This window comes from Stutzerimonas balearica DSM 6083 (assembly GCF_000818015.1).
Taxonomy (GTDB): domain Bacteria; phylum Pseudomonadota; class Gammaproteobacteria; order Pseudomonadales; family Pseudomonadaceae; genus Stutzerimonas; species Stutzerimonas balearica.
In genome coordinates, this window is sequence record NZ_CP007511.1 from 3,545,472 (window position 1) to 3,567,229 (window position 21,758).

The 21,758-nt window shown below is 67.9% G+C and carries 14 protein-coding genes; 5 read left to right on the plus strand and 9 right to left on the minus strand.

Annotated features, from left to right (window positions below):
* Positions 1–134: 134 nt before the first annotated feature.
* From malK to malE (CL52_RS16510), 7 genes are all read right to left on the minus strand, one after another.
* Positions 135–1,250, minus strand: a complete 1,116-nt coding sequence (gene malK, locus CL52_RS16480) for a maltose/maltodextrin ABC transporter ATP-binding protein MalK (protein ID WP_041107641.1) — start codon at positions 1,248–1,250, stop codon at positions 135–137.
* 77 nt (positions 1,251–1,327) lie between these two features.
* Complete coding sequence (locus CL52_RS16485; protein ID WP_043221866.1) at positions 1,328–2,956, minus strand: alpha-glucosidase; 1,629 nt, start codon at positions 2,954–2,956, stop codon at positions 1,328–1,330.
* A 148-nt stretch (positions 2,957–3,104) separates the two neighbouring features.
* Positions 3,105–3,653 (minus strand): sugar O-acetyltransferase, encoded by a 549-nt coding sequence (locus tag CL52_RS16490; RefSeq protein ID WP_043221868.1) that lies wholly within the window; start codon positions 3,651–3,653, stop codon positions 3,105–3,107.
* 97 nt (positions 3,654–3,750) lie between these two features.
* On the minus strand, positions 3,751–6,498 hold the full coding sequence (malT, locus tag CL52_RS16495) for an HTH-type transcriptional regulator MalT (protein WP_043221869.1): 2,748 nt from the start codon (positions 6,496–6,498) through the stop codon (positions 3,751–3,753).
* 99 nt (positions 6,499–6,597) lie between these two features.
* Positions 6,598–7,488, minus strand: a complete 891-nt coding sequence (gene malG / locus CL52_RS16500) for a maltose ABC transporter permease MalG (protein WP_041107648.1) — start codon at positions 7,486–7,488, stop codon at positions 6,598–6,600.
* A gap of 10 nt (positions 7,489–7,498) precedes the next feature.
* Positions 7,499–9,055 (minus strand): maltose ABC transporter permease MalF, encoded by a 1,557-nt coding sequence (malF, locus tag CL52_RS16505; RefSeq protein ID WP_200889405.1) that lies wholly within the window; start codon positions 9,053–9,055, stop codon positions 7,499–7,501.
* A gap of 66 nt (positions 9,056–9,121) precedes the next feature.
* A complete protein-coding gene (malE, locus tag CL52_RS16510; RefSeq protein ID WP_043221873.1) occupies positions 9,122–10,309 on the minus strand; it encodes a maltose/maltodextrin ABC transporter substrate-binding protein MalE in 1,188 nt (395 codons plus the stop codon).
* Between the two features lie 252 nt (positions 10,310–10,561).
* Here malE (CL52_RS16510) and CL52_RS16515 point away from each other — a divergent pair, with 252 nt between their 5' ends.
* Together CL52_RS16515 and CL52_RS16520 are read left to right on the plus strand one after the other, a co-directional pair.
* A complete protein-coding gene (locus CL52_RS16515; RefSeq protein ID WP_043221875.1) occupies positions 10,562–12,649 on the plus strand; it encodes an alpha-amylase in 2,088 nt (695 codons plus the stop codon).
* 56 nt (positions 12,650–12,705) lie between these two features.
* A complete protein-coding gene (locus CL52_RS16520; protein ID WP_043221877.1) occupies positions 12,706–13,797 on the plus strand; it encodes a protein kinase family protein in 1,092 nt (363 codons plus the stop codon).
* A gap of 43 nt (positions 13,798–13,840) precedes the next feature.
* Here the strand turns inward: CL52_RS16520 and CL52_RS16525 are convergent, their stop codons facing one another.
* Positions 13,841–15,871, minus strand: coding sequence for a methyl-accepting chemotaxis protein (locus tag CL52_RS16525; RefSeq protein WP_043221880.1), 2,031 nt, complete (start codon positions 15,869–15,871; stop codon positions 13,841–13,843).
* A gap of 153 nt (positions 15,872–16,024) precedes the next feature.
* Positions 16,025–17,680, minus strand: a complete 1,656-nt coding sequence (mta, locus tag CL52_RS16530) for a glucan 1,4-alpha-maltotetraohydrolase (protein WP_043223287.1) — start codon at positions 17,678–17,680, stop codon at positions 16,025–16,027.
* Between the two features lie 383 nt (positions 17,681–18,063).
* Between mta and CL52_RS16535 the strand changes: the two genes are divergently transcribed.
* The 3 genes from CL52_RS16535 (at position 18,064) to malE (CL52_RS16545) (ending at position 21,686) form a co-directional block, all read left to right on the plus strand.
* Positions 18,064–19,356, plus strand: coding sequence for a maltoporin (locus CL52_RS16535; protein WP_043221881.1), 1,293 nt, complete (start codon positions 18,064–18,066; stop codon positions 19,354–19,356).
* Between the two features lie 120 nt (positions 19,357–19,476).
* The gene (locus tag CL52_RS16540; protein ID WP_041107663.1) at positions 19,477–20,397 is read left to right on the plus strand and encodes a MalM family protein; all 921 of its coding nucleotides are present in this window, start codon (positions 19,477–19,479) and stop codon (positions 20,395–20,397) included.
* A gap of 50 nt (positions 20,398–20,447) precedes the next feature.
* Complete coding sequence (gene malE, locus CL52_RS16545) at positions 20,448–21,686, plus strand: maltose/maltodextrin ABC transporter substrate-binding protein MalE (protein ID WP_041107665.1); 1,239 nt, start codon at positions 20,448–20,450, stop codon at positions 21,684–21,686.
* Positions 21,687–21,758 lie beyond the last annotated feature (72 nt).

The window sequence follows — 21,758 nt, forward strand, 5'->3', positions numbered from 1 at the left end:
TCGACGGCCTTAACCGCGACCTGGCCACAGGCAGCATGTGTGTGTGCGCAAGCTGCCGCAGCTCTGGTCTCTGCACCATTCCACCAACAGTAGTCTTCCAGTTCACAGCAAACCCGGCTGCTTCCAGCTAGGCACTACCCGTAGATCGCCGGCTCCCGGTAATGCCGCGCACAGGCCTCGCCGTTCTCGCGGAACAGGTGGCACTTGTCGGCCTTGAGGCCGGCGGCAAAGGTCTCGCCCTCGGTGACGCGCAGGTTGCCGTCGACGCAGAGGGTAATGACATCCTGCAGGCGTTCGAGGGTGAGGTAGAGCAGGTTGTACTGGCCCAGCCGCTCGGCGACGGCGATCTGGCCGTGGAAGGTGAAGTCGGCTTCTTCCGGCATGACGAAGTGCTCGGGGCGGATGCCGAGGGTGAGCGGGTCGCCGGGGCTGACGTCGCTGCCGTCCACCGGCAGGGTCAGTGGATAGCCGCTGGGCAGTTCGATGGTGACCGCCTCGGGGCTGGCGGAGATGGCGCGCACCTCGACGAAGTTCATCTGCGGCGAGCCGAGGAAGCCGGCGACGAAGCGGTTCTTCGGGTAGTGATAAAGGTGCAGCGGCTGGCCGACCTGGGCGATCTCGCCGGCGTTGAGCACGACGATCTTGTCGGCCAGGGTCATGGCTTCGACCTGGTCGTGGGTCACGTAGATCATGGTGGAGCGGATACGCTGGTGCAGGCGGGCGATCTCGATGCGCATCTGCACGCGGAGGAAGGCGTCGAGGTTCGACAGGGGTTCATCGAACAGGAACACCTTCGGTTCACGGACCATGGTGCGGCCGATGGCGACGCGCTGGCGCTGGCCACCGGAGAGGTCCTTGGGCTTGCGTTCGAGCAGCTTGTCCAGCTGCAGGATCGCCGCGGCCGCCTCGACGCGGCGCGCGATCTCGCGCTTGTCGACGCTGGCGAGCTTGAGGCCGAAGGCCATGTTCTCGGCCACCGTCATGTGTGGGTAGAGCGCGTAGGACTGGAACACCATGCCCACCGAACGATCCTTCGGCGGCAGGTCGTTGACGCGCTGGTTGCCGATGTACAGATCGCCCGAGGTGATGTCCTCGAGCCCGGCGATCAGCCGCAGCAGGGTGGACTTGCCGCAGCCGGAGGGGCCGACGAAGACGACGAACTCGCCGTCTTCGATATCCAGGTCGATATGCCGGGTGATCGGCGTACCGTCATAACTCTTGCAGATGTCGCGCAGCGTGACACTGGCCATCGTTGTTGTTCTCCGTTGCTGCGATGCACTCGTTTCGATGGCAGCGGCGGGTCATGCCCACCGCTGCCGGCACGCCGTCAATCCGCGAGCCGCACATAGCCGAAGCCATGCGCCGGCAACCGGGCATAGCCGCCGTCGAACTCGGCCTGGCTCGCCGGTACGTCGATCAGCGGCACGGCCCGGTCCGGCAGCGCGTAGCTGCGCGGCAGGTCTCCGAGGTTGAACAGGCAGAGCCAGGCTTCCCCGCCCAGCCGGCGCTCGAACACCAGCAGGGCGTCGTCATGGTAGACCATGTGAATGTCGCCCTCGACGAGCAGCGGCTGCTCGCGCCGCCAGCCAAGGAAGCGCCGGTAGCAGTTGAGCATCGAGTGCGGGTCGGCATCCTGCGCGGCCACCGACAGCGAGCGGTGCGAATCGTCCACCGGCAACCACGGCTGGCTGCCGGTAAAGCCGGCGTGGTGCGCCTCGCTCTCCCACGGCATCGGCGTGCGGCAACCGTCGCGGCCCTTGAATTCCGGCCAGAAGGTGATGCCGTACGGATCGACCAGATCCTCGTAGCGCAGCTCCGCTTCCGGCAGGCCCAGCTCCTCGCCCTGGTAGAGGCAGACGCTGCCGCGCAGCGAGAGCAACAGCGCCATCAGCAAACGGCCACGCTCCGGGTCGGGACGGCCGTTGAGCGCCCAGCGCGTCATCACCCGCACTACGTCATGGTTGCCCATGGACCAGCACGACCAGCCGTCGGCCAGCTCGCGCTCGATGCCCTCTACCGTGCGGCGGATGTAGGCCGGGCTGCACTGCTCGGTGAGCAGGTCGAAGGAATAGGCCATGTGCAGGGTGTCGCCACCGCTGGTGTAGGCGGCCATGGTGCGCAGCGACTCGTCGCAGCCGATCTCCGCCACCGAAGAGGCGCCGGGGTAACGCTGCAGCAGCGCCCGCAAACGACGGAGGAAATCCAGGTTCTCCGGCCGCGTCTTGTCGTAGATGTGCCGCTGGTAGGCGTAGGGGTTGTCGGCGCGCACACCGATGCTGCCCTCGCGGATTTCACTGTTCGGCGGGTTGTCGCGCAGCTCGGCGTCATGGAAGTAGAAGTTCGCCGCGTCGAGGCGGAAACCGTCGACGCCCAGCTTGAGCCAGAACTCCATGTCGTCGAGCAGCTGCGCCTGCACGGCCGGGCAGTGGAAGTTCAGGTCCGGCTGGCTGGCGAGGAAATTGTGCAGGTAGTACTGCCGGCGCCGGCTGTCCCAGCTCCAGGCCGAGCCGCCGAACACCGAAAGCCAGTTGTTCGGCACGCTGCCATCGGGCTTGGGGTCGGCCCAGACGTACCAGTCGGCCTTGTCGTTGTCGCGGCTGGAGCGGCTCTCCGCGAACCAGGGGTGCTGGTCCGAGGAATGGTTGAGCACCTGGTCGATCAGCACGCGCATGCCGCGCTCGTGGCAGGCCTCGACCAGGCGGACGAAGTCGTCCAGGGTGCCGAACAGCGGATCGACGCCGCGGTAGTCGGCCACGTCGTAGCCGAAATCCTTCATCGGCGAGGTGAAGAATGGCGACAGCCAGATGGCGTCGACGTTGAGGCTGGCGATGTAGTCCAGCTTGTGCAGCACGCCGGGCAGGTCGCCCACGCCATCGCCGTTGCTGTCGAAGAAACTGCGCGGGTAGACCTGATAGATCACCCCGCCACGCCACCAATTCTGAAGTTGCTCGGACATGCCACATACCTTGAGTGAGCGGTGAGTACAGGGCCACTCTAGGTGCGGCATGCGGTCGCAACATCCTCCGGCAGCGTGCCCGTGCGGGCGTAAAGGGCGGGCGTAGGCGGCCCGCCGAGCGAGGGCGTAGAGCGGGCCAGCGAGCCGGTCAGCGCACCCGCGCCGGGTTGCCGAGCACCGTGGCGCCGGCCGGCACGTCGCGGGTGACCACGCTGCCGGCACCGATCACCGCATCGTCACCGACGCTCACGCCGGGCAGGATGATCGCCCCGCCACCGATCCACACATTGCGGCCGATATGGATCGGCCGGCCGAACTCGACGCCCGAGCGACGCGCCTCGGAGTCACGCGGATGGTCGGCGGTGTAGAGCTGCACTGCCGGGCCGATCTGCGCGCCGGCGCCGATGTGCACCTCGACCACATCGAGAATCACGCAGTTGAAATTGAGAAAGGCGCCTTCGCCCAGGTGGATGTTGTAGCCGTAGTCGCAGTGGAACGGCGGGCGGATCACCGCGCCGGCGCCGACCGAGGCCAGCCGCTCGGCCAGCAGCGCCCGACGCTCGTCCGGCGAGGCCGCCAGCGCCGCGTTGTAGCGCACCATCCAGGCCTTGGCCGCGGCCTGGTCGGCGAGGATTTCCGGATCGCCGGGGCGGTACAGCTCGCCGGCCAGCATCTTCTGCTTTTCACTCATCGTCATCGTGGCGCCTCCGTTTTTGCGAAGCCTCGAAGGTGCCACAGCCGGTCGCCGCCCTCTTCCTCCCTGACAAGGGCCCCGCAGGGTTGGCGACCGGCGGCTAGTCGCCCTGGATCTTGCTCAGCAGGTCGCGCGCCAGCTGCACCGCCTCGCTGCGGTGGGTGATGTTGAGCTTCTGGTAGAGGCTGCGGATGTGCGTCTTGATGGTGGTGGGCGCGACGTTCAGGTGATCGGCGATCTGCTCGTTGGACTGCCCGGCGTGGATCAGGCTCAGCACCTGCCATTCACGCCGGGTCAGCGGCGAGCGGCGGATCAGCTCGGGCACGTCGGGACGGTTGATGATGTCCTGGATCACCGCCTCGTCCAGGGTGATGCGGATGGCGCGGCTGAAGTCGCGCTGCTGCTGCGCCAGCTGGATCAGGCGCGTGGCGCGCTGGGCCTCCGGCTCGTCGAGGGTGCGCTCGTGCAACAGGCACTTGAGCATGCCGATGATCGGCTTGCCCACACGCAGGAAGCTGCCGATCGCGCCGCTGCCGCTGGCCAGGGTCATGGCCCGCTGCAGGTGGTCGAGCGCCTGCTGGCGTTCCTCGCGCAGCCAGTGCAGCTGCGCCAGGAGGATGTGGTTGCGGTTGCGGTCCATCACCAGGCCATGGCACTCGGCGTTCGCCAGCAGCTGGCGCAGGATCGGCAGCGCGCTGTCCAGTTGCCCCAGCGCCAGGTAGGCGCGGGCGTGGTTGCGCGCGTTCAGCTGGGAAAAGTGGTTGGCGCCGCCATTGACCGGCGGCGCACTGACCAGCCACTGGCGAATGGCGTCGCGGTCCTGGCTGGAATCCCAGTAGGCGAGCATCACCGCGTGGGCGTTGGCCAGCCAGTCGATGTGGTAGCGATCGTCGGCAAGCATCGTCTGCATCTGCCCGATGTAGTCGGCGCAGGCGTGCTGCTGGCCGCGGGCATAGGCAACGCCAGCCAGCAGCGCATAGCTCTGCAGGCGCCAGCGCGGGTCGTCCAGCTCGTCGAGAATCTGGATGCCCTGCAGCGCACACTGCTCGGCGGCGTCCAGCTGGTGCCACTCGAGCAGCACCTGGCCGCGCACGCGGTAGATGAACTCGACGATGGGCGTGGCCTGCAGCCGCTGCTGCTCGATGTACTGGATGGCCCGTTCCTGCAGGGTGTAGGCCTTCTGCAGATGGCCCTGGGCGATGGCGATTTCCGACAGCTGGCCAAGGCTCCAGACCACCAGGTGCGAGGCGTTGATCTCCCGCGCACGGCGTTCGGCTTCCTCGTACTGCTTTTGCGCCTGCGGCAGTTCGCCCTGGACGAAGTGCGCCTCGGCCAGGCCGGACAGCGCCGCCACCCGCGAGGTGCGCATGATCAGCGGTTCGCAGGTGAGCGCTTCCTCTGCCAGGGCGATGGCGCGTTGCTCGTCGCCCTGGTTCATCGCCAGCTGCGCGCGCACCGCATTGAATTCGCCGACGATGCGCGCCCAGTCCTGCTCGGAACAGCTGCCGTGCAGGGCCAGCTCGCTGGCCTTGAACCAGCGCTCGACCTGATCGAACTGGTAGGAATTCTGCGACACCCAAGCCTGCAGCAGGGTGAGCAGCGGCGAGCCGGCGATCACCGCCTCCGGCAGGGTCTCCAGGCACTGCTGCAGCAGCCCAAGCCGGCCCTGACGGTAGAAGGCGCGCCCATGGCGCTGCAGGATCTCGGCAACCTGCTGCGGCTCGCCGGCCTGCACCGCATGCCGCGCGGCCTCCTCCGGCAAGCCCTCGGCCAGCAGCGCGGAAGCCGCGCGCAGGTGCAGCTGGTTGACCCGCTGCGGCTGGTGCGTGCGCAGTTCGCCCTGGAGGAACACGGCAAACAGCGGGTGATAGCTGTACCAGCGGCGCAGGCTGTCCAGCGGCTGGATGAACAGGCCGCCGCGCTCGAGCCGCTCGAGCATCTCGCGGCCGTGACAGGCCTCGGTCAGGTGATCGGCCAGCGCGGCGTCGAAGCGTTCGAGCAGGCAGGTCGCCTCGAGAAAGCCGCGCAGGTCATCGGGCAACCCCTCGAGCACCTGCTCGCGCATGTAGTCGCGGATGTCCGGGTGGCCGAGCTGCAGGTTCTCCAGGAACAGGTCCATGCCGCGGCTGGTCTGCACCTCCTGCAGGGCCAGTTGCAGCGCGCAGGGCCAGCCGCCGATGCGCCGGTTGAGGCGTTCGACCTGCTCACGATTGATACTGACCGGCACGCCCAGTTCGAGCAGCGCCTGCACCTCGTCGTCCTCGAAGGCCAGCTGGCGCGCGTCGAGCAAGAGCAACTGATGCTTGACCCGCAGCTCCGCCACGCCCAGTTCGGGCAGCCGGCGGCTGCACACCAGCAGGGTCATCCAGCTCGGCATGTGGCGCAGGAAGAAGCGCAGCCCGGCGATCAGCTCGCGGTCGTGCAGCACCTCGAACTCGTCGAGCACCAGCAGGATGGCCTCGTGCTCGCCCGGCAGCTCGGCCAGCAGCTGGGTGAACAGCGCGTCCAGCGAGACCTGGCCCTGTTCGGCCAGCGCCACCGCGAGGGGGCAGCCGGCGTCCAGCTGCGGGTCCAGCGCCTGGGTCAGGTAGCGGCCGAACTGCAGTGCCAGGTTGTCGCTGGCGTGCAGCTGCAGCCAGGCGACCCGGCCGTCGAAGGCCCGCGCCCACTGCGCCGCCAGAGTGGTCTTGCCGAAGCCGCTGGCGGCATGCAGCACCGCCAGGCGCACCTGCCCCAGGCGCTGCAGCCACTCGTCCAGACGCGGCCGTTCGAGCAGCCCCGGCGGCAGCATGGGGATCGCCAGCTTGGTGGGAATCAATGGCAGCAGAGGTGGCATCGCGGCATTCATGGACGGTTCCCTGTTCACGTTCTTGTTCTTGTCATGGTCTGGCGCACCGGTTCGCACCGCTCCCGCGCCCCGGTCTCGCGCCTCGTTCAACTCAGGTGGTCAGCCCTTCACCCCGCCGGCGGTCAGGCCGCCGACGATCCACTTCTGGCAGTAGAGGAACACGGCGGTGATGGGCAGCCCGGAGAGTACCGCGGCGGCGGCAAAGTCGCCCCACAGGTAGTTCTGCGGGTAGAGGTACTGCTGTGCGCCGACCGACAGGGTGAGCTGGTCGACATCCATCAGCAGCACCGAGGCGATCGGGTATTCGGTGACGCTGGTGATGAAGGCGAGGATGAACACCACCGCCAGGATCGGCACGCTCATCGGCAGCAGGATGTGGAAGAACGCCTGCCAGGTGCTGGCGCCGTCGACGATGGCGGCCTCCTCCAGCGAGGCGTCGATGCTTTCGAAGTAGCCCTTGATGGTCCAGATGTGCAGCGCCATGCCGCCGAGCGAGGCAACGATCACCGCGCCGTGGCTGTTGATACCGAGCCAGCTGACGTACTGGCCGAGCTGATCGAACAGCGCATAGATGGCCACCAGCGAGAGCACCGGCGGGAACATCTGGAAGATCAGCATGCTTTTCAGGATCGGCGCCTTGCCGGCGAAGCGCATGCGCGCGAAGGCGTAGGCACTGGTGGTCGACAAGAGCAGGATCAGCGCCGAGCTCACCAGGGCGATCTTCACCGAGTTCCACAGCCACAGCAGCACCGGGAACGGCGGCTGGGTCACGCTGCCGTCGGCATGGGTATAGGGGATGCCGAGCGCCAGCGACCAGTGCTCCAGCGTCGGGTTGTCGGGAAACAGGCTGCCGGTGGCGAAGTTGCCCTCGCGAAAGGAGATCGACACCACCATCAGCAGCGGAAAGAGGATCACCGCGACAAAGGCCAGCAGCGCCGCGTGGGTCGCCCAGAGCCGGTAGCGGGTGGATTTGGGTTGCACCATGGCCATGCCGGTCTCCTTATACCTTGACTTTCGACAGCTTGAGATTGAGCAGCGCCATGGCGCCGACGAGGATGAAGATCAGCGTGGCGATGGCCGCAGCGAGGGCGAAATCCTGCCCCGAGTCCTGGAAGGCGATGCGGTAGGTGTAGCTGACCAAGAGATCCGTGGTGCCGGCCGGCGTGGTCGCGCCGATGATGTCCGGCCCGCCGCGGGTCAGCAGGGTGATCAGCACGAAGTTGTTGAAGTTGAAGGCGAAGCTGGCGATCAACAGCGGCATCAGCGGTTTGATCAGTTGCGGCAGGGTGATGCGCAGCAGGTTGTCCAGCGGCCCGGCGCCGTCGATCGCCGAGGCTTCGTACTGGTCGCGCGGGATGGCCTGCAACAGGCCCATGCACAGCAGCAGCATGTAGGGGTAGCCGAGCCAGGTATTGACGATCAGCACCATGCTGCGCGCCAGGGCCGGGTCGCTGAACCAGTCCGGGCGAATGCCGAGCAGCCCGTTGAGCAGCAGGTTGATCTCGCCGAAGTTCTGGTTGAACAGGCCGCGGAACACGAGGATGGAAATGAACGCCGGCACCGCGTACGGCAGGATCAGCATCAGCCGGTAGAAGGCCTTGCCGCGCACCAGTTCCCATTGCAACAGGCTGGCCAGCACCAGCCCCACGGCCAGGGTGAAGACCACCGTCAGGCCGGCGAAGGCGAAGGTCCAGGCGAAGATCTGCACGAAGGGCTCGCGGATGCTCGGCTCGGTCAGCACGCGGGCGAAATTGGTCAGGCCGGTAAAGCTGGTGAAGCCGGGGGCGACGGGCTCGCCAGCCTCGTCGATGTAGAAGCCGCGTTCGGGGTCGGCGGTGAGCCGCTCGCCGGTGCGGGTGTCGACCAGCACACCCGGGCTCTGCAGGCGGTACTGCGGTTTCACCGCGGCGACCTCGCGCAACCCGTAGAGCCGCAGCAAACTGCCGTCGGGCGCCTGCAGTACCCACTGCTCGAGCGCCTTGCGCCGCTGAATGACGTCGCGCACCGAGAACACCTCGCCCAGTGGAGCGGCCGACTCCAGTGGCTGCAGCACCAGCGGCGCGTCGGGCTCGGGCGTGCCGGTCAGCGGTGGGCTGACGAAAACGCCCGCTTCGCCCTTGTCCACGCGCATCCGCTCGCCCTCGGGGCTGTGGTGCAGGCTGAAGCGAAAGCGCTCACCGGCCAGGTAGGTCTGGCTCAGGTGATAACGCTCGACCTGCGCCTGGCTCAGCAGGTGCGTGCCGCTGTAGTTGGTAAAGCCGATGCCCACGGTGTAGAGCAGCGGAAAGATGACGAACACCAGCATGCCCGCCACCGAGGGAAAGATGTAGCGCTGGGCATACAGCCGGCGATTGATGAACAGGTAACTGGCAAGCCCGCACACCACCAGCCCGAGCAGCGCGAAGGCCATCTGCCCCTGGGCGTAGAGCGCGACCACCAGGTACAGCGCGAAGGTATTGAAGGCCAGCCAGAGCAACCAGCGCAGGCCGGTGCGGGGCAAGCCGCGAAGAGTCGGGCGGGTCATGACGGGGCTGGGCAACTCGGCATGGGCATTCACGGGAGACGGACCTTTATCGGCAGGGTAGTGCACGCCGGCGCGCCATGCAGGCGGCCGGCGTCGGCTTCATCGGGTGATGCGCTTGGCCGCATCGTCCAGCGCGGCGTCAACCTCCTGCCGCCCGGAGCTGATGTTGGTCAGCGCGGCCGCCATGGCCGACCAGAACGCCCCCATCTCCGGCACGTTGGGCATCGGTTCGCCCATCTGCGCATTCTCGAAGGTCGCCTTGATGTGCGGGTTGCTCGACAGCTCCTGCATGTAGGCGGTGTTGGCCACCGCACCGAGCGGCACATCGGCGTTGACCGTCTTCAGCCCCTCGACCTGGAGCAGGTAGTTCTCGAGAAACTCCACGGCCAGGTCCTTGTTCGGGCTCGCCGCGTTGAGCATGGCCGCGGCGACGCCAACGAAGGGCTTGCCCGGCTCGCCGTCGACGGCGGGGATCGGCGCCACGCCGAAGTCGATACCGCTCTTCTCGATGTTCGACCAGGCCCAGGGACCGCTGATCATCATCGCCGAGTCACCCTTGTTGAAGGCTGCCTCGGCCACGCTGTAGTCGGCGCCCTTGGGCATCACACCCTTGTCGATCAGCTCGCGCAGTACCTTGGCACCGGCCTTGGCGCCGGCATTGTTGACCCCGGTGTTGCTGACGTCGTAGCCGCCATCGCGCTGCTCGAACACGTAGCCGCCCTTGGCCGAGAGCAGCGGCCAGGTGAAGTAGGTGTTGTTGTAGTCCCAGAGAATGGCGCGCTTGCCGTCGGCGGCGAGCTTCTCGTTCAGCGCGAACACCTCGTCGAAGCTCTTCGGCGGCGTCTGGACCAGCGCCTTGTTGTAGATCAGGCCAATCGTCTCGACCGAGACCGGATAACCCCAGAGCTTGTGGTCGTAGCTCACCGCCTGCCAGGCGAAGTCGGCGATGCCGGATTTGGTCTCGGCGCCGGGCGTGACCGGGGTGAGCAGCCCGCTCTTGGCCCATTCGCCGATGCGGTCATGGGCCCAGATGAAGATGTCCGGCCCGTTGCCGGTGGCCGCCGCCTGCTGGAACTTGTCGGTGGCGCTGTCCGGGTGGGCCACTTCCACCGGAATGCCGGTCTCGGCGGTGAACCGCTTGCCAACCTCTGCCAGGCCCTTGTAACCCTTGTCGCCATTGATCCAGACGACCAGCTTGCCTTCTTCGATCGCTGCCAGCGCCGGCAGCGGCAGGCTGAAGGTGGCCGCCAGGCCGATGGTGGCGATACACCAGAATTTCTTGTTCATGCTTCGCTTTCCTCGTGGCTTCTTGTTTTTTGTTCCACCTGCTGCCGGCCTGAGGCTCTGGCAGTCGTTCCATCCTCGGCGCGCATGTCGCCTGCTGCATCCTCCCCGGTGGGGGCGGTCAGGGCGTAGAGGCAGGGCGTAGTTCGCTGCACGCAACGCTGCGAAATACGCCATCGCGCTGCGGCTTACGCCTATACCCTGCAGCCATCCGGGGCTCAAATGTAGCGAAAAAAGCGCAACGGAGCTCTGTCGATGCACACTCACCGCTTGCCTGCCCTGCCCTGGCTGCTCGGCCTCGCGCTGGCCTCACCCGCCCTGGCGGCCCCGTCGCTGACTGCCCGCCTCGACGCGCAGCCGTTGCCGCTGCACTGGCAGGCGCTGTCAGCGCAGCGCTACGCCACCGAACTGCAGCTCGAAGCCGGCGAACTCGAATTGCGCGCGCCCACCGCCGGTGGCACGGCCGAAACCCTGGCGCCCTACCGCCGCCAACCGCTTGGCAAAGACAGCGCCTACCGCTTCGAAGTGCCGGACGCCGGGCGCTATCGCTTGACCGTCGAGACCGGCATCACACCCGCCCTGCGCCTGGTGCCGATCAAGGCCGCCGAGCCGCAGGCAGCCACCGCGGTCTGCAAGCCGTGGCAGGGTGGTGCGGTGGAACTGGCGGTTGGCGAGATCTTTGGCGAGGGCGAAACCCTGCGCGACGCGCTGTCCGGCACCACGGCGGTGGTCCGCGACGGCCGGGTCACGCTGCAGCCCGCCGCTGGCAGTGACGGTCTGCTGCTGCTCGAACGCGCCGAAGCGAGCGAGCAGCCGGTCGCGCATGACTGGCGCAACGCGATCGTCTACTTCGTGCTTACTGACCGCTTCGCCAACGGTGATCCAGGCAACGACCGCAGCTATGGCCGCGCACCGGATGGCGCCGAGGAGATCGGCACCTTCCACGGCGGCGACCTCAAGGGGCTGACCGAACGGCTCGACCATATCGCCAGCCTCGGCGTCGACGCGCTGTGGATCAGCGCACCCTACGAGCAGATCCACGGCTGGGTCGGCGGCGGTGATCGCGGCGACTTCCGCCACTACGGTTACCACGGCTACTACGCGCTCGACTTCACCCAGCTCGACGCCAACATGGGCAGCGAAGACGACCTGCGCGCGCTCATCAGCGCGGCCCATGCCCGCGGCATCCGCGTGCTGTTCGATGTGGTGCTCAACCATCCCGGCTATTCGACCCTGCAGGACATGCAGCAGCTCGGCTTCGGCGCCCTGCGCGACGGCATGGCCGAGTACCTGCCCGAGCAGTGGACAACCTGGCAGCCGGAAGCCCACGAGAATCTGCACGCCTACCACAACCTGGTGGACTACGAGCACCCGAGCTGGGCCGCCTGGTGGGGTCGAGACTGGGTACGGGCGGGCATCGCCGACTACGACACGCCACCCAGCAGCACGGTCGATCCGCTCAAGGGCTCGCTGGCCTTCCTGCCGGATTTCCGCACCGAATCCGAGGCGGTCGTCGCGCTGCCGGAGTTTCTCGCGCACAAGGCGCAAACCCGTGCCGAGCCACGCGAAGGCTACCGGGTGCGCGACTACCTGATCGAATGGCTGACCGGCTGGGTCCGCGAGTTCGGCGTCGACGGCTTTCGTGCCGATACCGTCAAGCATGTCGAACCCTCGACCTGGGCCGAACTGCGCGTGGCGGCCGAGCGCGCCCGCGCCGACTGGGCCCGCGCCAACCCGGACGACCCCATGGCCGGCGAGCCGTTCTGGATGGTCGGCGAAGTGTTCGGTCACGGCCCAGAGGCCAGTGACTACCTCGACCAGGGCTTCGATGCGCTGATCAATTTCGACTTCCAGAAGCAGGCCGTAGCCGCCAGCGACTGCCTGGCTGCCGCCGAGCCCAGTTACGCCGACTATGCCCGGCGCCTGGCCGAAACGCCCGGGCACAACCTGCTGAGCTACGCCTCGTCGCATGACACCGCGCTGTTCAACAAACTGGTCAAGGGCGATCTGGCGCGTCAGCGCGGGCTCGCCGCCGCCCTGCTGCTGGCGCCCGGCGCGGTGCAGGTCTATTACGGCGACGAAAGCGCCCGCGCCTTCGGCCCCAGCGGCTCGGACCCGTATCAGGGCACACGCAGCCCGATGAACTGGGACGAGCACCAGCGCCCAGAGATCGCTGGACTGATTGATTACTGGCAGCGGGTCGGCCAGTTCCGCGCGCGCCACCCGGCGATCGGCGCGGGTACGCATCGACTGCTGTCATCCAGCCAGCCCTATGCCTTCGCCCGCACGCTGGGCGACGACCGCATCGTCGTCGTGCAGGCCGGTGCATCGCTCACCCCCTGAATCTCCCGTCCCGGGCCGCAGCCCGGGACGCAGCCGCCCCCTGCCTGGAGCCCGCAATGAACGCAACCCTGAACCCGCGCCAGCAGGCGCAGCTGGCCTTTGTCGCCAGCGGAGCGGAACTGCAAGTCGGCCAGCCGCAGGACTGCCCGCTGCCGCTGGCCACGCTGGTCGCCACCGACGGCAGCGAACCCTATGTCAGTCGCACGCTGTCCGGCGGGCTCACCGCCCACGTCTACCGGATCGAAGCAGCCGGCCGTAGCTGGACGCTCAAGCGCGCCCGCGAGCGCTGCCTGGTGCAGAACGCCGATGGCCAGACCTCGTTTCTCAACGAGGTCCAGCGGCGCGCCGACCTGCGCGTGCTGAAGGCCCGGCCCGAGCTGGCCGAGCCGCTCGCCGGGATCGTCGACACCTGCTATGCGAGTTTTCGTCACGGCGTGCTGCTGTCGCCCTGGATCGACGGCGAGGTCGTCGGCGACTGGGATGAAACGCGCCTGGCAGACCTGTTCGACTGCGTCATCACGCTCGCCTCCGCCGGCCTGTTCGAGTGGGACCTGTGCCCCGGCAACGTGCTCGACGACGGCCGCATCCGGCTGTTCGACTTCGGCTACCTGTACCGCTTCGATCCGCTGCGCGAGTTCAACAGCGATGGCCTTGCCTGCCCAGGCTTCCACCCGGTCGAGCGTTTCGAAACGCGGCAGTTCTTCGCCTGGCTGCTCGGCCAGGAGGCACTCGGCAGCGCCCGTGCGCTGGCGGCGTTCCGCCTGGAGAAGGCGATCGCCCTGGACCGCTACCGGCGCTGGCGGGCCGAGCTGGCCGACCGCGGCGCCAGTCCGGCCGTGCTCGAACGGCTGGACCGGCTGATCGACAGCTGGCGCACCGCCCTTGCCGGCTCGGCCGAGGCGCTCTACCTGCGCGAGGCCTGGCGCTCGCATCGCCTCGACCTGGCCGACGATCTCGACGGCCAGACCTGCACGCCGCAAACCCTGCAGCGCCTGGCCTGGCTCCGGGAAACGGTTGGCGCACGCCATGCCGACCTGCTCGCCGCCGACGCCCTGGCCCACGAGCGGGCCCCGCAACGCGCCGCCCTGCTCGACGAGCTGCGCCGCGCCGAAGCGCAGGCCATCGGCTGGCAGGTCCCGCGGGCCTAGGCCAGACGGGGACGACCGGGCCATCGCCGCCGCCCGGTCGCGTTCAGGTGCGGTAACGCGCGCAGAGCGCCTGCTGCTCGGCGGACATGCGCGCCTGGCGTTCGCTGCTGTCGCTGATCGCCACGACGCTGTCCATGTGCAGCTCGGCCGCGGCATCGATCGCATGCATGCCGCGCGACACCTCTTCGGCGGCGAGCCGTTGCTGACCCGTGGCCGAATCGATTTCCCGCGACATGGCGGCGATGTGCTCGACCTGGCTGCGGATCTCCTGCATCAGCCGGTCGGCCTGCCCGACCTGATCGAGGGTGCCCTGCATCTGCGCGCGACTGGCCTCCACCGAACGCACTGCCGAGCCGATGCCCTGGGCCAGGCGTTCGATGCGCTGCTGGATCTCGCCGGTCGATTGCGCCGTGCGCCGGGCCAGGCCGCGCACCTCGTCGGCGACCACCGCGAAGCCACGCCCCTGATCACCGGCGCGCGCCGCTTCGATCGCCGCATTGAGCGCCAGCAGGTTGGTCTGCTCGGCAATCGCACGGATCACATCGAGAATCTGCCCGATCTGCTCGCTCACCGCCTCCACGTTGGCGATCTCGGCCACGCTGGTTTCCAGCTGCTCGGCCAGGGCTTGCGTGCCGATGCGGGTCGCGGCCATCCGCTGGCTGCCCTGCAGGGTCAGTGCCTCGACACTGCCGACCCGCGTGGCCGTCTCGCCGGCATGCTGCGCCACCTCGCCAAAACTGGTCTCCAGCTCGGCCAGGCTGACAGCGAGCGCCCCTATGCTGCTGCGCTGCTTCTCCAGCCCGGCACGCGCCTGGCTGCAGGCCTGGGCATTGCGGCGGGCGATCTGGTCCTGTTCGTCGGCGTTGCGCCCGAGCTGGGCCAGTGCGTCGCGCAGGCTACCGGCGACCCGGTTGACCCAATCGCCGACACGCCCGAACTCGTCCGCGCGCTGGTACTCGCAGCCGCCGCGCAAATCACCGTCGGCCAGGTGCTGCAGGCTGCCGCTGACGGCGGCCAGGGCCATGCGCATGGTGCGCCCCAGCCACAGGCCCATGGCCAGCGCCACCGCGATCGACAGCCCGGCCATCGCCAAGAGGCCGGCCACACCCTGACGATAGGTCTGCGCGGCCAGGCCCAGTTGCCTGTCGCTGGCCTGCTGGGCGCTGGCGATGAGCGTGCCGATGTCCTCGCGTGCCTGGCGCTGCAGCCGACCGAGCTGCAGTTTCTGCTCTCGGTTGGCCTGCTGGTCGGACAGCCAGGCGTAGTACTGCGCCACTGCACCATTGCCGGGTACAGTCAGTTGCTGCTCGATGGCGGCGAACGGCGCCTGGAAGCTGTGCGCGTAGTCGGTACGGCTGTCCTGGTGCGGTTCCAGATCGAGGAGAACGTTGTCCAGCTTCTTCTGCAGGGCCGGCAGCCGCTGCGCGATCTGCGCACCCGCTTCATCGAGTGCCTTGATCGAAGACACGCCGATGGCGTCGAACAGCAGCGCCTCGACCTGCTCGAGCGGGATGATGAACTGCTTGATGGAATAGGCGACCAGCTCGTCGCCAGTCACGAACTGCGCCTGCAGCAGGTCCTGCTTGAGCCGCGAGAACTGCAGCTGCAGATCGCGCAGCGCGACGGCGTTGCGCCCCACGCGCGCGAGCAGGTCGCGCTGCGCATCGATCAGCGCCAGGCTGCGGCGGTCGAGCTCCGGCAACAGGGCCGCCAGGCGCTGCTTGGTCTCGGCGTGTGCCGGCGTCAGCCGTTCCAGCTGGGCGAACAGCTCGAGGGCCTGGGCCTGCAGCGTGCGATGCCGGCCGACATAGCCGTCGAGCTGGTCAGGCCGGTCCTCGGCCAAGGCGTCGGACAGGTTCTGCGTCAGGCTCTGCAGCGCACTGAAGAAACTCTCGCTGACCAGCAGCCGCGACGCGGTCGCCGAGATTTGCACGGCATTGCCCTGCAGGCGGTCGATGGCAACCAGGCTGGTGCCGGCTACCAGCATCAGCAAGGCCACCAGCGCGGCGATCAGCAGGTTCAGCCGGGCCAGGAAGCCAAGCCGGAAAGGGGTCGAGCGGGTCTGGGCCAACATGAACAGCTCCTGATACGACAGCGCAGCGCGAAGGCTTTTATGGTTGTCGTGCCAGCATCGGTGGCCCGGCCCGTCGCCGGCCTCCTCCCTGCCCACCCTGGGTCGGGAGGAGCCGCCCGGCGTAGGCGTAGCCGAGGCCGGGCGGGCATGTCGTCAGAACGAGCCGCTGGTGCTCGCGCCGGCGGCGGCCTGGACCTGGTTGTTGCCGCCCGATTGCCACTGACGCACCAGCGTCGCGTCCGCCTCGTTGCGGATCAGGCACTTCCATTCCACGTTCTGGCCGGCTGGCAAGGCGATGCTGCCCTTCCAGGTCGGATAGCTGCTGGTGTCGGTCAGCCGTACCGCGGAGGCCGGGCTCCAGTTGCCAAGCTGGCTGACGTTGCCCACCGCGTAGACGCTGTCGCCCATCTGCGTCACACCGTTGTCGCAGCGGAAGTTCACATTGACCAAGCCGCCCTCGCCGCCGTCATTGCCGCCGCCATCGCCGCTACCGCTGCGCCAGACGCGCACCTGGCCGTTGCTGGCGTTGACCGCCTCGCTGAAGCTGCCGCTGGCGACCTGGCCGGGGTTGGCCAGATCGGAGTTGAGCGCCACCACCAGGGTCTGCTGGCTGCCGCTGACGGTAGCGACCAGGCCGCTGTAACCGCTATGGAAACTGATCGCCGAATCGGCGCGCACGCCGGCGGTGCGCCGCACCTGGATCAGCTGGCGGATGAAGTCGCCGTAGCCCCAGTCGTACATGTGCGACCAGTACACCACCGGCGTGCCCGGGCTGGTGAGGATGTAGGCGTAGGCCTGACGGATCAGCCCGTCCTGCAGCGCCCAGTGATGCTGCCCGCCGTTCTGCCCGGGGGAATAGCCGGTGTCGTGGTTGTCGACGAAGGTCACCGCCACCTCGCGCCAGCGCGGGTCCGGGTTGCCATTGAGGCCATGCTTCCAGTCGGCGACTGAGCCGTTCTGCATGCGCTCCTTGAGCGCGAAGTCGAACACCGGGCACTTGGCCCGGTCGGACCAGTCCTTGATGATCTGCTGCCAGCTCGCCGTGTTGCGCCAGTCCCAGCTCGGGTACTCGGACGGGCTTTTCCACAGCTCGCCAACGCAGAAACTGCTGTCGGCGCTGTCGCTCATCCAGCTGTCGACCCGTTCGGGCGCATAGCCGCGAACGAAGTCGAAGCGGAAGCCGCCGGCGCCGTAGCCGCTGCGCAGGTTGGCAAGCTCGTCGCGAAACATGCCGTAGATCTGCGGATGGCCGGTGTTCAGGTCCGACTCGCCGCCGATGAAGCGGTCACCGTCGTCGCAGTCATTGGGGTAGTTGCCCGGGTCGGCGCAGTCGTTGCGCCAGAAGCCCTGGCCGGCCGGCAGGTTGATCTCCTTGTCCGGATAGCCGCGGTTCATGTGATTGGGCACCACATCGTAGAGCACCTTCACCCCGGCGCCACTGAGCGCGCCGGCGGCCTGACGCAGCTGGGCGTCGCTGCCGTAGCGGCCGTTCTTGTTGAAGTCGTGCCAGAAGTAGCCTTCGCCGCCGCCGGACTTGCCGCCGTCGGTCCAGCTGGAGAAGTCACGCCAGGGCACCGGCATCCAGATTGCCGAGAAGCCGTCCGCGGCGATCGTCGAGGCCTGCTGGCGGAGGATGTTGTACCAGTCGTTCGGCGCTTCGCGGACGACGTTCCAGTGGAAGCCCTGGAGGATGATTTCGTCGCCGCCGTGGTAGCGCACGCCGGCCGGGCTCTTGCCGGCCTGGTCAGCGAGGGCGGGGAACGGCAGCAGGATCGCCGCCAGTACGGCGGCACGCAGGGTGTGGCTCATCGCAATACTCCGGTTCTTGTGCTTGTTCGGATGACCGGCGACGAAGCGCCGGACGAGGATGAACGCCGGCCAGTGGAGGACCGGCATCGGCAGGCTGCCCCCGCGTGACACGCCCACCAACCTCCCCCGCCGGCTATGTGACGGCGTAATGGCCAGGCCGAAGGCCTCTGGCAATCATCTGCGCCCCACCCGTAGCGACCCCGCCCCGGGGATTACGCCGCATTCATCCCGATTACGCCCTCGCCCTGCGCCAGCGAAATCTCTGGCCGGGAGGATGGCGCTCCCGGCCCCATCGCCGAGGCTTTGCGCCACCGACCGGCGTTGCCGCAGCAGGCCGCGCCGGCGTGATCGTTCGGCATTAACAAGAAAAACAAGGACCCGTCATGAAGCACACCGCGCACCCTCTGTTCGTCCTCAAACCCGCCTGTGTCCTCGCCGCCCTGCTGGTCGGCGGCCCGGCCCTGGCGGTCGATTTCCACGGCTATCTGCGTTCCGGCGTCGGCGCCACGGCCGGCGGCGGCGACCAGGCCTGCTTCCAGGCTGCCGACGCGCCGGCGAAATATCGCCTGGGCAACGAATGCGAAACCTACGCCGAGATCGGCCTTGGCCAGGAAGTGTGGAGCGAAGGCAGCAAGAGCTTTTACGTCGACAGCATGATCGCCTACCGCTCCGACCAGGGTAACGACTGGGAGGCGGCCGGCACCGATACCAACGGCGGCGAGAACAACCCCTTCGACGAGGCCGGCACCACCTCCATCCGCCAGTTCCACGTGATCGGCAAGAACCTCATCCCGAGCCTGCCGGGCGCGGCGATCTGGGCCGGCAAGCGCTACTACAAGCGCCACGACGTGCACATCAACGACTACTACTACTGGGACGTCTCCGGCCCGGGCGCCGGTATCGAGGACATCGACCTGGGCTTCGCCAAGGCGAGTGTGGCCTGGGTCCGCAACACCGACGGCGACTGGGTCTATCAGGGCTCGGGCACCGGCACCAACCTGGCCAACGACACCCTCGACTTCCGCCTGGCCGAGATCGACGTCAACCCGAACGGCAAGCTGGAGCTGGGCTACGACTACGGCAAGGCCAACCTCACCGATGAACAGGAACGCGATCCCGGCTACGAGGACCAGAAAGGCCATCTGGTCACCCTCGAGCACACCCAGAGCAACTGGTTCGGCGGTTACAACAAGCTCGCCCTGCAGTACGGCACCGACGGCATCATCGGCAGCAGCGGGCGCAACAGCACCGGCAATAGCGAGGGCACGATGCTGCGCCTGGTGAACCAGGGCGTGGTCGGCCTGAGCGACAACATCGAGATGATGTACGTGCAGATCTACGAGGACCGCGACTTCGACAACGACTCCGGGCAGACCTGGGCCAGCTTCGGCGTGCGCCCGGTGTACAAGTGGAGCGACGTGATGAGCACCGCACTGGAGTTCGGCTACGACCGCGTCGATCCGCAGGCCGACGGCGAAAGCACCCGCGATCTGAAGAAGATCACCCTGGCCCAGCAGTGGTCGGCCGGCAGCAGCTTCTGGGCACGCCCGCAGATCCGCGTGTTCGCCACCTACGCCCAGTGGGACGGTGGCCGCTACCAGGCGGCCAGCGAGTCCATCGACGCCGGTGACGACGACGGCCTCACCTTTGGCGTGCAAGCCGAGGCCTGGTGGTAAGCCAGCGCCCATTCGCGCCTCGCCGCAGCCGGCCTGCGGCGCTCCCCTTTCGCTCCCACCGTCCAGGCGGTGTCTTTGCCCCGGCTCTGGCAGGTCGGGGCTTTTTTTCCGGAGAATCCCATGCACAGCTTGCCTTTGATAACGGCCGGGCTGCTCGCCCTGACCCTTGTTGGCTGCAGCAGCGAGCCGCTGCGCCGTGCCGACGCCCTCACCGCCAGCCCGGCACCGCTGGAAAAGCCCGTCGAACAGGCCCGCCAGGCGCTGGCCGCGGCACCGTCGTGCTGCAAGAACCTCGCGCAAATGCCCTTCGAACCGCTGCCGCCCGGCTTCAGCGGTGAGGTGGTGATCGATAGCCAGGCCCCGGCCTACGCCTTCGAAACCGGCAAGAGCTTCTTTCGCGCCTTCGCGCTACCGGCCGAAGGGCCCTCGTTCGAGCTTCGCCTGTACAGCCAGGCCGGGCAAAGCGTGCTGGCGCCCAGCGCGATGCTGCTCGACAGCCAGTGGCGCCCGACCCGCCTGCTCGACGCCGACGACTTCGCCTACGTACCGCCGACCGGGCTGAAGGGCGACAGCCTCGACGCGCGCCTGCGCATCGACCGTTCGCAGCCGGAGCACCCCGGCAACGAGCGCTATCTGATCCTCTACACCAGCGAGGCGCAGATGGCCGGCCAGACCACCCTCGAACATCCGGCCAAGGCCTATGCCAAGGCGCTGGGCAACGAGCCGCCAAGCATTCCCGATCCGATCGCCCGGCATTCGCCGGTGGGCGTGGTCAAGCTGGTGATGATCCGCGATGGCGAGCAGAGCGCGACCAAGGGTTATGTGCCCGGCTACAGCATCGGCCACGAGATGGGTAATCGCCTGCCGAGCGTACCGGCGCCCGCCGTGCTGCCGGAAACCTCGGCCTACTACCGCCAGGCGATCGATGCGGCGTTGACGCAGCAGGACCTCGAGCGCGCCCTGCGCCTGGCCGACGAGGCGGCGCGCGTCGGTGATACCGGCGCCAAGGCCTATCTGCTGGAGCGCATCCAGATCAAGTGATGCTCGCACCGGGGCGGCGTGGACGCCCCGACTCGACGCAGGACGCAACCATGAGAACCCTGACCAAGGCCTTGAGCCTGCTGACCTTTCTGAGCGCCCCCGCATCGGCGCTGGAGCGCGACACGCTGACCGTCTGGATCACCCCGGACAAGGGCTACCAGGCGGTCGGCGAGATCGGCCGGGACTTCACCCGCGCCACCGGCATGGCGGTCCAGGTGGCCACCCCGGAGGATCTCGCCGCCCTATACGACCGCCAGGCCACCACCAGCCAGGGCCCGGATATCGTCATCTTCGCCCACGACCGCTTCGGCTCGTGGATCAATGACGGCCTGCTCGCGCCGGTCAACCCCAGCCCGGCGGCACTGGCGCGAGCCCCGGCCTTTGCCTGGGAGGCGCTGACCGTCGGCACGCAGCGCTACGGCTACCCGCTGGCGACCGAAGCGGTCGGCCTGATCTACAACCGCGACCTGGTAGCCGAGCCACCACGCAGCCTGGCGGAGCTGGCGACGCTCGACCGCCGCCTGCGCGCCGAGGGCAAGCGCGCCATCGAATGGGACTACCGCAACCTCTATTTCTCCTGGCCGATCATTGCCGGCAGCGGCGGCTACAGCCTGCGCAAGACCGAGGGCCGCTACGACCTCACCGACATCGGCATCGACACGCCGGGCGCCATCGAAGGCATGGAATCGATCAAGCGCCTGCTCGACGACGGGCTGCTCGATCCCGCCGCGACCTACCAGAGCATGATGGAAGGCTTCAAGGCCGGGCGCACGGCCATGATCATCAACGGCCCCTGGGCCTGGAACGAGGTGCGTCAGGCCGGGATTCGCTTCGCAGTCGGCAACATTCCCACCGCGGACCCGGCACGCCCGGGCAGGCCTTTCGTTGGCGTTCTCGCCGCGGCGATCAACAGCAACAGCCCGAACAAGGCTGCGGCCGGTCGCTTCATCGAGGACTACCTGACCAGCGCCGAGGGCCTGGCGCGAATCAATGCGCAGAAGCCGCTGGGGGCGGTGGCCAACCTGGCGTTGATGGAAACCTTGCGTCACGACCCGCTGATCGCCCACACCTATGCCGCGGCCGAGGCCGGTGAAATCATGCCGGACATCCCGGAGATGAAGCGCTTCTGGGCGCTGTTCACCCCGCGCCTGGAGCCGATGCTCAGCGGGCGCAAGCCGATAGCGCCGACCCTCGCCTACATCGCCGCGCGTCTGGCCAAGGGCGCGCAGATGCAGTCCTGGCGCCGCCGGCACTATCCGCTGAGCCTGCAAGCGACCGAACAACCCTGACCCACACCGGCTCGGCAGCGACAACAAGCCCCGCTCCGCCGCGAACGCGCGGCGCAGCCGGAGGGTGGGAGC

Excerpts from the sequence above, each read along its gene's own strand:
- malK (WP_041107641.1), bottom strand. The coding sequence starts at position 1,250 with ATGGCCAGTGTCACGCTGCGCGACATCTGCAAGAGTTATGACGGTACG.
- CL52_RS16485 (WP_043221866.1), bottom strand. The coding sequence starts at position 2,956 with ATGTCCGAGCAACTTCAGAATTGGTGGCGTGGCGGGGTGATCTATCAG.
- CL52_RS16490 (WP_043221868.1), bottom strand. The coding sequence starts at position 3,653 with ATGACGATGAGTGAAAAGCAGAAGATGCTGGCCGGCGAGCTGTACCGC.
- malT (WP_043221869.1), bottom strand. The coding sequence starts at position 6,498 with ATGAATGCCGCGATGCCACCTCTGCTGCCATTGATTCCCACCAAGCTG.
- malG (WP_041107648.1), bottom strand. The coding sequence starts at position 7,488 with ATGGCCATGGTGCAACCCAAATCCACCCGCTACCGGCTCTGGGCGACC.
- malE (WP_043221873.1), bottom strand. The coding sequence starts at position 10,309 with ATGAACAAGAAATTCTGGTGTATCGCCACCATCGGCCTGGCGGCCACC.
- CL52_RS16515 (WP_043221875.1), top strand. The coding sequence starts at position 10,562 with ATGCACACTCACCGCTTGCCTGCCCTGCCCTGGCTGCTCGGCCTCGCG.
- CL52_RS16520 (WP_043221877.1), top strand. The coding sequence starts at position 12,706 with ATGAACGCAACCCTGAACCCGCGCCAGCAGGCGCAGCTGGCCTTTGTC.
- CL52_RS16525 (WP_043221880.1), bottom strand. The coding sequence starts at position 15,871 with ATGTTGGCCCAGACCCGCTCGACCCCTTTCCGGCTTGGCTTCCTGGCC.
- mta (WP_043223287.1), bottom strand. The coding sequence starts at position 17,680 with ATGAGCCACACCCTGCGTGCCGCCGTACTGGCGGCGATCCTGCTGCCG.
- CL52_RS16535 (WP_043221881.1), top strand. The coding sequence starts at position 18,064 with ATGAAGCACACCGCGCACCCTCTGTTCGTCCTCAAACCCGCCTGTGTC.
- CL52_RS16540 (WP_041107663.1), top strand. The coding sequence starts at position 19,477 with ATGCACAGCTTGCCTTTGATAACGGCCGGGCTGCTCGCCCTGACCCTT.
- malE (WP_041107665.1), top strand. The coding sequence starts at position 20,448 with ATGAGAACCCTGACCAAGGCCTTGAGCCTGCTGACCTTTCTGAGCGCC.